At 67.7% G+C, this 12674-nt stretch carries 17 protein-coding genes; 9 read left to right on the forward strand and 8 right to left on the reverse strand.

From position 1 onward, the window contains the following. Positions 1-403 (forward strand): ATP-binding protein (locus tag I71_RS13885; protein ID WP_042695448.1); only part of this gene is annotated, 403 nt, incomplete at its 5' end. Then, the gene (locus I71_RS13890) at positions 400-1032 is read left to right on the forward strand and encodes a response regulator transcription factor (RefSeq protein WP_042695449.1); all 633 of its coding nucleotides are present in this window, start codon (positions 400-402) and stop codon (positions 1030-1032) included. The genes I71_RS13885 and I71_RS13890, both read left to right, overlap by 4 nt. Before the next feature lie 7 nt (positions 1033-1039). Here I71_RS13890 and mntR read toward each other — a convergent pair whose 3' ends face one another. Further along, complete coding sequence (gene mntR / locus I71_RS13895) at positions 1040-1477, reverse strand: manganese-binding transcriptional regulator MntR (protein ID WP_042695450.1); 438 nt, start codon at positions 1475-1477, stop codon at positions 1040-1042. Positions 1478-1590: 113 nt separating this feature from the next. Here mntR and I71_RS13900 point away from each other — a divergent pair, with 113 nt between their 5' ends. From I71_RS13900 to I71_RS13915, 4 genes are all read left to right on the forward strand, one after another. Next, complete coding sequence (locus I71_RS13900; protein WP_042695451.1) at positions 1591-2949, forward strand: Nramp family divalent metal transporter; 1359 nt, start codon at positions 1591-1593, stop codon at positions 2947-2949. Between the two features lie 78 nt (positions 2950-3027). Then, positions 3028-3465: a hypothetical protein gene (locus I71_RS34995; protein WP_049976108.1), complete on the forward strand. Its 438-nt coding sequence runs from the start codon at positions 3028-3030 to the stop codon at positions 3463-3465. Between the two features lie 85 nt (positions 3466-3550). After that, positions 3551-4375 carry a MetQ/NlpA family ABC transporter substrate-binding protein gene (locus I71_RS13910; protein ID WP_042695452.1) on the forward strand — a complete coding sequence of 275 codons (825 nt, stop codon included), beginning with the start codon at positions 3551-3553 and terminating at the stop codon, positions 4373-4375. A 212-nt stretch (positions 4376-4587) separates the two neighbouring features. After that, positions 4588-4983 (forward strand): hypothetical protein, encoded by a 396-nt coding sequence (locus I71_RS13915; RefSeq protein WP_042695453.1) that lies wholly within the window; start codon positions 4588-4590, stop codon positions 4981-4983. Positions 4984-4994: 11 nt separating this feature from the next. Here I71_RS13915 and I71_RS13920 read toward each other — a convergent pair whose 3' ends face one another. The 3 genes from I71_RS13920 to fdhD form a co-directional block, all read right to left on the reverse strand. Then, positions 4995-5531, reverse strand: a complete 537-nt coding sequence (locus I71_RS13920; protein WP_042695454.1) for an HD domain-containing protein — start codon at positions 5529-5531, stop codon at positions 4995-4997. Between the two features lie 97 nt (positions 5532-5628). Beyond that, the gene (locus I71_RS13925) at positions 5629-6063 is read right to left on the reverse strand and encodes a hypothetical protein (protein ID WP_042695455.1); all 435 of its coding nucleotides are present in this window, start codon (positions 6061-6063) and stop codon (positions 5629-5631) included. Between the two features lie 193 nt (positions 6064-6256). Continuing rightward, positions 6257-7135 carry a formate dehydrogenase accessory sulfurtransferase FdhD gene (gene fdhD / locus I71_RS13930; protein ID WP_042695456.1) on the reverse strand — a complete coding sequence of 293 codons (879 nt, stop codon included), beginning with the start codon at positions 7133-7135 and terminating at the stop codon, positions 6257-6259. Between the two features lie 503 nt (positions 7136-7638). Here fdhD and hypA point away from each other — a divergent pair. From hypA to I71_RS13945, 3 genes are read left to right on the forward strand one after another with little or no spacing between them, the layout of a single operon-like run. Continuing rightward, complete coding sequence (hypA, locus tag I71_RS13935; protein ID WP_042695457.1) at positions 7639-7980, forward strand: hydrogenase maturation nickel metallochaperone HypA; 342 nt, start codon at positions 7639-7641, stop codon at positions 7978-7980. A gap of 35 nt (positions 7981-8015) precedes the next feature. After that, positions 8016-8297, forward strand: a complete 282-nt coding sequence (locus tag I71_RS13940; protein ID WP_042695458.1) for a HypC/HybG/HupF family hydrogenase formation chaperone — start codon at positions 8016-8018, stop codon at positions 8295-8297. Between the two features lie 45 nt (positions 8298-8342). Then, positions 8343-8912, forward strand: a complete 570-nt coding sequence (locus I71_RS13945) for a HupE/UreJ family protein (protein ID WP_042695459.1) — start codon at positions 8343-8345, stop codon at positions 8910-8912. Between the two features lie 100 nt (positions 8913-9012). Here the strand turns inward: I71_RS13945 and speB are convergent, their stop codons facing one another. The 4 genes from speB to I71_RS13965 all read right to left on the reverse strand — a co-directional run bounded on the left by speB (position 9013) and on the right by I71_RS13965 (position 12520). Continuing rightward, entirely contained in the window at positions 9013-10071 is a 1059-nt protein-coding gene (gene speB, locus I71_RS13950; protein ID WP_042695460.1) for an agmatinase, read from the reverse strand. A 23-nt stretch (positions 10072-10094) separates the two neighbouring features. Further along, positions 10095-11486, reverse strand: coding sequence for a flavin monoamine oxidase family protein (locus I71_RS13955; RefSeq protein WP_042695461.1), 1392 nt, complete (start codon positions 11484-11486; stop codon positions 10095-10097). 27 nt (positions 11487-11513) lie between these two features. After that, positions 11514-12107 carry a TetR/AcrR family transcriptional regulator gene (locus I71_RS35000; protein WP_049976109.1) on the reverse strand — a complete coding sequence of 198 codons (594 nt, stop codon included), beginning with the start codon at positions 12105-12107 and terminating at the stop codon, positions 11514-11516. A gap of 122 nt (positions 12108-12229) precedes the next feature. Beyond that, positions 12230-12520 (reverse strand): amidase family protein, encoded by a 291-nt coding sequence (locus I71_RS13965; protein WP_375731197.1) that lies wholly within the window; start codon positions 12518-12520, stop codon positions 12230-12232. Positions 12521-12674 lie beyond the last annotated feature (154 nt).

Consider the following 12674-nt stretch of genomic DNA (forward strand, 5'->3'; position numbering starts at 1 on the left):
GGCGGCGCCCGATGTCGCCCTGGCCCTCGCCATCGAACCGGCATCGGCGGTGGCGGATTTGGATGGCTGCGACGAGGTGCTGCGCTTGACCGTCTACCGGTTGGTGCAGGAATCGCTGGTCAACGCCTTTCGCCATGCCAAGCCGTCAGCCATCTCCGTCAAGCTGCGCATCGATCCGGAGACGGTGGAGATCATCGTCGCCGATGACGGACCCGGCCTGCCGGACGGTGACGAGGCAGGAAAGAGCGGCTTCGGTATTTCCGGCATGGCGGAACGGGTCCGCACCCTGGGCGGAGTCCTGTCGATCGGAGCCGCGGCAGGCGGCGGCACCCAGGTGTCGGCCCGTCTGCCCCGCCAAGCCCTCTCCGCATCATCTCCGGCAACATTGGAGCGAATGACATGACCCGCACCATCCTGTTGGTCGACGACCATCCCATCGTCCGGGCCGGCTGCCAACGCCTGCTGGCCGAAGCGGCACTCGGCCGCGTGGTCGAGGCAGAGGATGTGAGCAGCGCGCTTGCCCTGTGGCGGGCAGAGCAGCCGGATGTCGTCGTTCTCGACCTCAACATTCCAGGTGACGGCGGCGGCATGGCCGTGCTGCACACCATCCGGGAGGAAAGCCCGACGGTGCCTGTCCTGATTTTCAGTATGCACGAGGATCCAGCCATTGCCGCCCGTGCGCTGAAGGCCGGTGCCAGAGGCTATGTCACCAAGAACGACGCACCGGACAGTCTGGCTTCCGCGATTGGCACGGTGCTGGCCGGACGCATCCATCTGGACAGCGGGCTTGCCCGCGACCTGGCCTTGATGACCCTGTCGCCGCCCTCCGACCCGCTCGCCACCCTGACCCAGCGCGAACGGGAGATCCTGGCTCTGGTTGGACGCGGGCTGACCGCGGCAGCCGTCGCGGACCGGTTGGGGATCAGCCAGAAGACGGTGGCCAACACCTGCACCCAGATCAAGGACAAGCTGGGCGCCGACAGCACCCGCGCCCTGATCCGCATCGCCATCGACAACGGTCTGGCCGACTGAACGCGGCTCAACCCGCCTGCGCCAGCGCGCGTCGGAAGGCGTCCAGCGTCTCGGCGCTGACATGGTGCTCGATGCCCTCGGCGTCGATGCGCGCCGTGTCGGCGCTGACGCCGAGGGAGCGGAGGAAGGCAACCACCGTCCGGTGGCGTTCCCGGCTTTCCTCGGCGATCCGCCGGCCGGCCTCGGTCAGGAACACCGCCCGGTAGGGCTTGCGATAGACCAGCCCGTCGGCCGCCAGCCGGTCCAGCATGCGGGCGACGGTCGGCTGTGCAACCCCCAACCTTGCGGCGATGTCGACCTGCCGCGCCTCCTGCCCGCTTTCGATCAGATCGGCGATCAGCTCCACATAATCCTCGGCCAGGGCGGCCCGCTGGGCCTCCCGCGTCTTGCGGAATCCCTCGGCATGGAGTTCGGCATCGGGGAGATCCGCAGTTCTGTCAGACACGCCCCACCCTTCCGCAAAAAGTTCGGGTTCGGAAAGTATAGCACCTTGCATACTCGTTGTCCCGATACATACTTGATTGATACCAGTTCGCATTTTGGCCGGGAGTCACGCCGATGTCGGAAGCCGAAGCCGCCGTGCCGCCCCACGGAGCCTGGAGATATTCCGGTCCGGACGGGGAAATCCGGCCGAGCCTGCCGGAGGTCCATGCCTCCGTCGCGGTGCCGCAGGGCGGCCTGTGGCTGCGCCGGCTGCTGGCCTTCGCCGGGCCGGGCTATATGGTGTCGGTCGGCTATATGGACCCCGGCAACTGGGCGACGGACCTCGCCGGCGGGTCGCAGTTCGGCTACACGCTGCTGTCCGTCATCATGCTGTCGAACCTGATGGCGATCCTGCTGCAATCGCTGTCGGCACGGCTGGGCATCGTCACCGGGCGCGATCTGGCGCAGGCCTGCCGCGACCATTATCCGCGTCCGGTCACCTTGGTGCTGTGGGCGGCGTGCGAGGCGGCGATCATCGCCTGCGACCTTGCCGAGGTCATCGGCACCGCCATCGCGCTGAACCTGCTGTTCGGCATCCCGCTGATCGGCGGCGCGCTGCTCACCGCACTCGACGCCTTCCTGGTGCTGCTGCTGATGCAGCGGGGCTTCCGCTATCTGGAGGCCTTCGTGGTCGCCCTGCTGACGGTCATCGCCGGCTGCTTCCTGGTTCAGATCATCGCCGCCTCCCCCCCGGTCGCCGCCGTGCTGCACGGCTTCGTCCCGACCACGCAGGTGGTGACCAACCCCGGCATGCTCTATGTCGCCATCGGCATCCTCGGCGCCACGGTGATGCCGCACAACCTCTACCTGCACTCCTCCATCGTGCAGACCCGCGCCTATCCGCGCACGGAGGAGGGCCGGCGCGACGCCATCACCTGGGCCACCGTCGACAGCACCATCGCCCTGATGCTGGCCCTGTTCGTCAACGCCGCCATCCTGATCCTGGCGGCCAGCGTCTTCCACGGCAGCGGCCATACCGACGTGGCGGAAATCGGCGAAGCGTTCGAGCTGCTGTCGCCCCTGCTGGGGTTCGGCATCGCCTCCACCCTGTTCGCGGTGGCGCTGCTGGCCTCGGGCCTCAACTCCACCGTGACGGCGACGCTGGCCGGTCAGATCGTGATGGAAGGGTTTCTGCGCCTGAGCCTGCCCCATTGGATGCGCCGGCTGCTGACCCGCGGCCTTGCCATCATCCCGGTGGTGTTGGTGACGGCGCTCTATGGCGAAAGCGGCACGGCGCAGCTGTTGGTCTTCAGTCAGGTCGTGCTGTCGATGCAGCTTCCCTTCGCCGTCATCCCGCTGGTCCGCTTCGTCACCGACCGCGGCAAGATGGGCCGCTTCACCGTCCCCGGCTGGGTAGCCGGCCTGTCCTGGATCGTCGCCGGCCTGATCGTCGTGCTGAACCTGAAGCTGCTGTACGACACCGTTCTCGGCTGACCGCTGTTGTGCATCCGGTGGGACAGGTTATCTGAAGGGATGACCCGTTCCTTTGCACATCATCAGGAAGGACCAGACATGGCGACCGGCCGTCTGCACATCTTGTGGGCCTGGCGCTGCGGGATCGTCGCCGCCTCGGCCCTGCTGGCCGCCTCCTGCGCCAATCCGCAGGCCGAGCTGGCGTTGCGCGCGCCAGCAGCTATGGTCGGGATGAGCAAGGGCAACCTGCTGTCCTGCGCCGGTGTGCCGGAGCGCTCCGTCGTCTCCGGCGATGCGGAATATCTGGTCTACACCCGCCGCCAGACCTTGGTCGACCGCGATGTGGATTGGGAGGCCAGCCCCTGGCTCGGCCCGCGCGGACCGATGCTGTGGCAGCCCGACGTGACGACATGGTCCCGCACCTACAGTTGTGAAGCCACCATCGAACTGCATGGCGGGAGGGTCGCCGCTGTCCGCTACAATGACAGGCGCGATCCCACACTCTGCTACCAGATCGTCGGAAATTGCATGCGCTAGGCCGCGTCCGGTCGGGCTATCTGGCAGCGCCGCAGCGTCGACCAAACGGCCCGTTGCGGCCGGACCAGAAAAGTAAGGAATCGACATGCAAGGCAAGAAGACGTCACCGCTGCGCCGGGCGCTGCTGTGGACCGGGCTGGCCGGCGGCATCGCGCTCGCCCTTTTTACGGCGCAGATCGCACGGGCGGCGGAAACAGTGAAGCTCGGCGTCATGGGCGGCGCGGAGGAGGAGATCGCCGAGGTGGCGAAGACAGTTGCGGCCGGCAAGGGCCTGACCGTCGAACTCATCACCTTCTCCGACTACAACATCCCGAACGCGGCGCTGGACGCCGGCGATCTCGATGCCAACGCCTTCCAGCACAAACCCTATCTGGACGCCCAGATCGCCGCGCGCGGCTACAGGATCGTGCCCATCGGCTACACCATCGTCGAGCCGATGGGGCTCTATTCCCGCAAGATCAAGTCGATCACCGACCTGAAGCCCGGTTCCACCATCGGCATCCCCAACGACCCCAGCAACGGCGGCCGTGCCCTGAACCTGCTGGCGGCGAACGGGCTGCTGACGCTGGCGGACGGCAAGGGCCTGTCGCCCAGCATCCTCGACATCGCTGGGAATCCCAAGAACCTGAAGCTGGTGGAACTGGAGGCGGCGCAGCTTCCCCGCGCGCTGGAGGATTTCGACGCGGCGATCATCAACACCGATTATGCGGTGAACTCCGGCCTGACCCCGTCGAAGGACGCGCTGATCCAGGAGCCGCGCGAAGGCAATCCCTACGGCAACTTCGTCGCCGCGCGGGAAAAGGACAAGGGCCGGCCGGCGCTGAAGACGCTGGTCGAGTCCTACCAGTCCAAGGAGGTCCGCGACTTCATGGAAAGCCGGTTCAAGGGCGCCATCCTGCCGGCCTGGTGACCGAATCCCCAGGCAGTTGCCGTTTCCGCTCCCGCCTTGCCGGTGGGGGCGGAGATGCCGGTTGCCCGGAGCAGGCGGATTTTGGGTTGGCACGCCCCCATCCGCATGGGCTTATGTAACTTTCCGGAGATCGTCTTGTGAATGGCTGCGCCGGACCGGCAGGGCGGCTATGCTCGCCGCCGCGGTGAAGGATCGAGAGCGGGGAGTGACATATGGCGACCAGACGGCGGAAACTGCCGCGCAAGCGCAAGGGCCGGCAGCTGACCGCGGCTCGCGGAGCCGGGGCGACCGATCCCATCGACCTTGGCCGGCCGTCGAAGAGCGGATCGGCCCCGGGTGGACTGGCGACCACGGTCAGGGGAACGGCGGCTGCCGTGGGCAAGACTCCCAACGGCCGCGGCAGGGTCCGCTTCATGGCCACACCCGACGCCGCCGCCGGCCGCTTCCTCAGCCCGGAACAGCAATATCTGCTGAAGAAGCGGCGCGAGGCCGAACAGCGCGCGGCGAAAGACCGCCGCACCGCGCTTGCCATCATCCTGGTGCTGGTTTTGCTGGCAGCGGGTGCGGTCGCCGGTCTGGTCTGGCTCTGGCGCTCGTCAGCCTTCTGACCGTGAAACCGTCAGTGCGTCGCCCCGGCCAGCGCTGCGGCGTAGCGCTCGGCCAGCAACGGGCTGGCGGCGGCGCAGGCCTCGGCGACAAGGCGGGAGCCCTCGACATAGGCTTCGGCCCGCTCGACGCTCCAGGACAGCGGGCGTCCGACCGCCAATGCCTGCAGGATCGAGATCTGCTCGGCCAGCTTGATGCGCTTGGCCCCCTCCGGGGCGCCGGCGAGGCGGGCGGCCTGGATCGCCTTGCGCTCGGCAATCGCCTTGCCGACATCCTCCGGCGCGTCGCTGACCGCCGCGACCAGATCGGCGACCTCCTGCCCGAAGCGCTTGGCAAGGTCCGCGACCGTGGTCAGCCCATCCTCGACCGCATCGTGCAGCCAGGCGGCGGCGATCTCCGCCGGCGAACCGCCGGCCTGCGAAACCAGTTCCGCCGTTTCCGACAGGTGCGTGACAAAGGGCGTGCGCGCCCGGTCGGGCCGGTAGGTGCCGTCATGCAGCTCCGCCGCATAACGCAGTGCCGCGACGATCACTTCCTTGTCCATGGACATGTTCTCTCCTCCGCGCCGCAGGCGGGCGAATGCGTTGGCCCGCCCCGACGGCCACAGTCCGCAAGAAAGCCCGCTTGACGGGCTTGGCCGAACCCCTTCAGGCGGCGCATGCGGTGGGAAGACGGCGACAGCCGGTCTCGAACGCATGCAGCCGGGTCCGGAAATGTTCTGCCGTCGCGCGGTCGAAGTCCAGAATCTCGGCCGGCGGCACATCGCCGCGGATCCGCATGTGGATCGCCACCCGGCCGTCATGCGTCAGGTGCAGGTCGAAGTCGCCGATCAGCCGGTGCAGCCCTTCGCCCGCGTCTTCGCCATGGTGCGAGCGGTAGAGCACCTGCACCCCACCCTCCCGGTCCACCAATTCGACCGTCCCGTCCTCGGCCATGCGCCGCGCAAACGCGCTCGCCTCGCCACGCAGGCGGTCGGCCACCCGGGCAAAGGCGGCATGGACATCGGCGGCGAGCGGTTCATGGTCGAGCGCACGTTGGGCCGGGGCAACGGACCAACGGTGGGAGGATACATCGTGATGCATTAGAAAAACACTCCTCGGGGAAAGCGTGGACGGGCCGATCCCGGCGCGTCTCCCGTCCCTTCCCTTAGCATGCTGCATTGCAGCAAGAGGGCGCGACATATCGTCAACTGGTATGACCACTTGGCAAGCCTGCCCTGCCCTCTGCGCGGTCTGGGGGATCGGCGACAACGGCCGAACATTGGCGATAGGCAGGTCACACGGGGAGCGCGACCCGTGAGGGCACCGCATAGATGGTGAAACGGCCATCGCGCACATAGGCGACCACCCCCACCCCGACCGTCCCGGCGAAGGCAACGCACAGCGAGGTCGGGGCGGAAATGGCGGCGATCAGCGGGATACCGGCGGCGGCGGTCTTGTGGACCATCTCGAAGGAACAGCGGCTCGACACCACGACAAAGCCAGCCGTTGGATCGGTTCCGGCACGGGCCAGCGCACCGATCAGCTTGTCCAGCGCATTGTGACGCCCGACATCCTCGCGCACCGCCACCAGTTCACCGTCGGAACGGGCGAATCCAGCGGCATGGACAGCGCCGGTCTGCCGGTTCAGAGTCTGCCCCGATGGCAAAGCCGCCATGGCGCGGCGGATCGCATCGGGCGCGATGCGGGCAGTGGAACGGACGGGATCGAGCGGCCGCAGCGTCTCCGCGAAGCTGTCGGTGCCGCAGCGACCGCAGCCGGACCCGCCCATCAGGTTGCGCTTGCGCCGCAGCAGGGCGGCGAGCCGTTCCACCGGCAGCTGCATGCGGATGCGGACTCCATCCGCCAATTCGTCGATGGCGGTAACCGACAGTTCTTCGGTGCTGCCGACGATCCCCTCGCTGAGGGAAAAGCCGGTGGCGAAGTCCTCAAGGTCGGTCGGTGTCGCCAGCATGACGGCGAAGAGATCGTCGGCATAGACCAGCCCGACCGGCACCTCGTCGACGATCGTTTCCTCGCGGCGGTCGATGCCCGTTGCAGTGCAGACGGTCGCCGGAACCAGCCGGGTACCGCCATGGCAAAGGGACCGGGCGAGGGAAAGCGGCGTTGAGCATGCGGCTATGAGCGGAGCCGTACCGGCGGTTGCATGGTCCATGACGTGGCCGAAACCCTGGCTGTGGCGACATGTGCGGAGGGAAGGGCGCGGACGCCGCCCGAACGGTCCGCCACAGCGGACTGCCGGTGCCGACGGTTCTGGAGCATCGATCCCGACGACAGGGGCAGGCAGGCGCCCGCCGATCGACTCTGCACTCAGTCGTCACAGAAGGACATGCGACATTCCGGCCCACTGCAAAATAATCAATGGAATCTCCAATATAGTATCCACTTATCAGGTCATCGAAATCAATTATCGAAAGGTCTTTCCAAATCATTTGAACTTCCATTCCCCAATTTGTCGTTTACAGCACTCCTCTGGCAGTGATATTCCTTAGAGACAGTCTGGACATCCCATCGGCCGATCGGCATGCCGTCGATCCGTCATTGCCGCACTCCTGGCGATGACACGCCAAGTGCGCGAGGGGATCCCACCGGACGTTATTCACGCAGGTCCCGAAGCCGTTGGCTCGCGACTGCCTGCTCCCAAGGCGGAGAAGGACGATGCATGAGCTGTCACTGTGCGAACGGCTGCTGGAAGTGCTGCAGGAGGAGTCCCAGCGCCATGCCTTCCGTCGGGTCACGCGGATCGGGCTGGCGGTCGGGCGGTTCGCCTGCGTCGATCCGGAGGCTCTGCGCTTCGCCTTCGACGTGGTCAGACGCGACACGCTGGCCGATGGCGCGACGGTCGACATCCGGCAACCGCCCGGTCTGGTCTGGTGCGAGGATTGCGCCTGCGAACGGGAGGTTGCGACCCGCCTCTCCCCCTGCCCGTCCTGCGGCGGCCTGCGCCTGTCCCCCCGCGGCGGCGACGACCTGACGCTGGTCGAATTGGAAGTGGCGTAACCGCGGCGAAGACCACCGCAGCAAGGAACCCTGCCATGTGCCTTGGAGTACCCGCCAGGATCATCGCCATCGCCGATGCCGGACGGATGCTCGCCATCGCCGACATCCTGGGCGAAAGGCGGGAGGTCAACCTTTCCTGCATCACCGAACCGGGCGACGACCTGTCCGACCAGATCGGACAGTGGGTCCTGGTCCATCTTGGATTCGCTCTTTCCCGCATCGACGAGGCCGACGCACGGGTCACCCTCGACCTGCTTCGCCAGGTCGACGAGGCGGAGGCCGGGAGAGGGCACTTGAAGGCTTCCCTGCTCGCCTGACCGCGGCGACAGGGCCGACCGAGAATCCCACGGGAGTTTGTTTCGATGAACAGGTTGCTATCCGCCGGCCTCGCCGGTGTCCTTACGGCGACGCTGGCCCTGCCGGCCGCCGCCCATCCCGGCCATGCCGGGGACGCGATGTTCCTGCAGGGGCTCCTCCACCCGCTGACCGGCATCGATCATCTGTTGACCATGCTGGCGGTCGGCGTCTGGGCGGCGCAGAATGGCGGGCGCGCGATCTGGCTGTTGCCGACGGCCTTCATCGTCATGCTGACAGGCGGCGCCGTGCTCGGCATGGCGGGAGTCGAGCTGCCGGCGGTCGAAGCCGGGATCGCCGCCTCGGTGGCGGTGCTCGGACTGCTGGTTCTGCTGAACCGGCGCGTGCCGGTCGCCGCCGCCACCATCCTGGTCGGAGCCTTCGCCATCCTGCACGGCCATGCCCATGGCGCAGAGATGCCGCAAGCCGCCGATCCGCTGCTGTACGGCCTGGGCTTCGTGCTCACCACCGCGGTGCTGCATGCCACCGGTATCGCCATCGGGCTGTCCCGCCACATTCCGAACCGGCTGTTCGCCTTCCAAGACGCCCGGCAACCGGAAGGCGGCGCGCGACAGTAATGTCAAGGGTCGGCGGCGCCGGCCCGGACCGCCACCGCAAGCCTTGCGGCGGCGGCGAGGAGCGTAACGGCTGCCGCCCTTTGTCGAGCGGAGAAGCGGATCAGCGCGTCTGCCGGCGGTTCTGCAGGGCACGGGCGGCAAGGCACAGTTCCTGAAACAGGATCTGCGCGCCGACCTGGGCGGTGTTGCTGGTGGGGTCGTATTGCGGCGCCACCTCCACCACATCGCCCCCAACAACGTCCAGCCCATCGAGACCGCGCAGGATCGCCAATGCCTCGCGCGAGGTCAGGCCGCCCACCTCCGGGGTGCCGGTGCCGGGCGCGTAGACCGGATCGAGGCAATCGACATCGAAGGAGACGTAGACCGGGCCGTCGCCCACCACCTCGCGGGCTTTGGCGATGACCGCCTTTACCCCCATCTCCTCGACATCCTCGGCATGCAGGACGGTCATCCCGGACTCGTAGGAGAATTCCCAGAAGAACTCGGCGCTGCCGCGGATGCCGATCTGGATGGTGCGGTCCGGATCCAGCACGCCGTCGAGAACTGCGGTGCGGAAGGGGCCGCTGTGGTGGAAGCGGGCGCCGTCGCCGACCCCGCTGGTGTCGCAATGGGCGTCGAAATGCACCAGACCGACCGGCCGGTCGCGGCCCAGGCTCTTCAGGATCGAGCCGGTGATCGAATGGTCGCCGCCGACCGACAGCGGGATGACACCGGCCTCCGCCAGACGGGCGTAGAAGGCCTGGATGTCGAGATGGCAGCTGTCATGGCTGAGATAGTTGGCGAAGGGAACGTCGCCGATGTCGGCGATCTCCACCAGGGTCGCCGGCGCCAGCTTCAGCACATGGTCGTAGGGACCGATGCGGTCGGTGTTGCGCAGGGCCCGCGGCCCGAAGCGGGAGCCCGCCCGGTTGGTCACGCCGAGGTCGAGCGGCACACCGACCAAAGCGATGTCGAGCCCGCCGAAATCCGGCAGAGCCGCCAAATCGGTGCGCAGTGGCGCATCCAGCAGGGTGCCGGCATCGCAATAGGGCTGGCGCGGCGCCTCGGCCCCGCGGAAGACCGCTTCCGCCACCTGCCGGAACTGCGGATCGAAGAAATCGGCCGGAGAGGCATTGCCGTAACGGTCGCGCAGGCGCGCCAGTTTCGCACTGTCCACCATGTCGTCACTCCTCTTCCCGGTGGTCAGGCCGTCGCCAGGACGGTCGCGATCTCGGCGGCGACGCGCTCGCCGGAGCGGATGGCGCCGTCCATGTAGCCCTGCCAGCGGCTGGCGGTCTCGGTGCCGGCCCAGTGGATGAGGCCGCAGGGGGCGGTCAGCGCCGGGCCGAGGCGGGTCCAGACGCCGGGAATCATGAAGCCGGCATAGCCGCCGCGCGAATATTCCTCCTCCAGCCAGGACTGTTCGATGAACTCGCGCACCTCCAGCGCGCGCGGTCCGAACAGCCGGGCCAGCGCGTCCAGCACGGCGGTCCGCCGGTCTCCCGCACTGCGGCCGGTCCAGTCCTTGGCATCGTCGCCCTCGATGAAGCAGACCAGGACACCGGGCAGGCCGGACGCCGGAGAGTTGTCGTAGGTCAGGCTGATCGGGCCGTCCTGGTTGACCGCCATGCCCGACAGCCCGTCCTCGCGCCAGAAGGGCGTGTCGTAGAAGCACTGGATCTTGATGCAGGCGCCCATCGGCATGCGCTGTGTCAGGTGGTCGCGCTGGCCGGGCAGCGCCGGGCTGTAACGCAGGCGGCCGGCAAGCGCAGGCGGCAGGGTGACGACCACGCGGTCCGCCCGCAGGCTGCCGCCGGCATGCTCGATGGTGACGCCGCTCCCGTCCTGGGCGATGGCGGTGACCGGACAGTTGAAGCGGATGTCGTCGCGCAGGCTGTCGGCCAGCCGTTCGGCCAGATGCTGGGCGCCCCTTGTGAAGCGCCGCTCCTGCGCGCCGCCGGACATGCTGATCAGGCTGGCAAGCCCGCCGCCGGCCTTGATGTAGACCATCACATGCAGCATCGACAGCTCGCGGGCGTCGGCCGCCAGCACCGAATTGGCCAGGAAACGCATCCAGAAGGCGGCTTCCGGCGTGTTGGCGGTGCGGACGATCCACTGCTCGAAGGTGATGCTGTCAAACTCGCTGGCGTTGGGCGTTTCCCACGGGCGCTCGGCGTCGGCGGTCGCCGCCAGCGCGTCGAGGGTGCCGAAGATCGCCTCGGCATCGGCAAGCCCGGCCGGCTCGTGCGGCGGCAGCAGGCCGGCGAAGCGCATCAGCGTGCCGCCATAGAGGCAGAGATTCTCGCCCGCCTCGTAGGAGGGGAAGGTCTCGACCCCCAGCTCCTCGGCCAGGGCGATGACGCGGTCCTGGCCCGGACCGATCCACTGGCCGCCGACATCCACCGGCGTGCCGTCCTGCGCCGTCCTGGTGTTGATGCGTCCGCCGACCCGGTCGCGGGCTTCCAGGACGGTGACGCGGTGGCCGGCGGCCTTCAGGGCGCGGGCGGCGGTCAGTCCGGCGAAGCCGGCGCCGATGACGGCGACGTGACCAACGGATGCTTGACGGGAGTCGGTGTGGATCGGGGAGTTGCCCATGGTGTCTCCGAAGGATTCGCGGGTTTGTCAGAGATACATGCGTTGGGCCGCGACGATCAGATTCTGGATTTGCTGTCTGGCCCGCGGCGTGTTGGCGGTGGCGAGCCACTGGAGGACGGTGCCGACGAAACCGGTGAAGATGAAATTCGCCAGGGCGTCGAGGTCGATGTCCAGTGAGCCGGTGGTGATCTCGGTGGAGGAGGCGAGCGCGTCCCGGTACAGCAGCAGAAGCTCCTCGTACTTCTTCTTCCCCATCCATTCCGACCCGGCGGTCGTCAGGGCGTAGAGCGTCAGGTCGTAGAGCGTCAGCTGTTCTTCCGGTGCGCGCTGAACCTCGCCCCAGATGAAGGTCAGCAGATGGTCGATCCGGTCCCGCAGGGGTTCCGGCCTGGAAAAGGTCATGTCCAGTTCCTGCCGGTAGCGCGCGGTCAGATGGCCGAGCACGCTGAGCAGGATCGTTTCCTTGCTTTCGAACTGGTAATGCAGGGTCGCGAGATTGATTCCCGCTTCCGCCGCGATCTTGCGCGTGGTGGCGCCGTGCACGCCCTCCTTGGCGATGACGGTGATCGCCGCCTGCAGGATGGTTTCGCGCTTGGCCTCACTCTTCGCTCTCCGTAACACCTTCGGTTTCCTCCTTGGTCGACGCGGGCCGCGCACGGGAAACGCGCGCAGGACCGGGCATTCCGGCGCGGTCGGCCGGCAGGGAACCGAAACTAGGTCAAATGACTAGTTCGTGCCAGGATTTATCGGGATGCGCGCCGTCCCTTCGGGTCGATCGGCAGGATCGGACCGATGCGCCGACCGAGCGCTTCGGCGGCGGTCAGGCAAAGCCCGTCGCGGAACCGGGCGCCCACCAGCTGGATACCGACCGGCAGCGGCGCACGCACCACCGGGACCGAGATCGCCGGGACGCCGAGAAACGCCGTGACGCAGCAGGGGCTGTGCGCCTGCAGGATCTCCAGCGCTTCGCCCTCGCCGACGGTGTCGTAGCCGACCGGGAAGGGCATGGCCCAGGAGGTCGGCATCAGCAGCAGCGGATAACGTTCGCTCGGTCATGTGGCGCTGGAACGAGTTCCTGTGGCCGCTGGCCGTCCTGACCAAGACCGAGGTCCACACGCTGCCCATCGCGCTCAACGCCTTCCAGGGCGAGTTGCAGACGCAATGGCATTATCTGCTCGCCATGACCGG

This window comes from Azospirillum sp. B506 (assembly GCF_000333595.1).
In the GTDB taxonomy this organism is placed as follows: domain Bacteria; phylum Pseudomonadota; class Alphaproteobacteria; order Azospirillales; family Azospirillaceae; genus Azospirillum.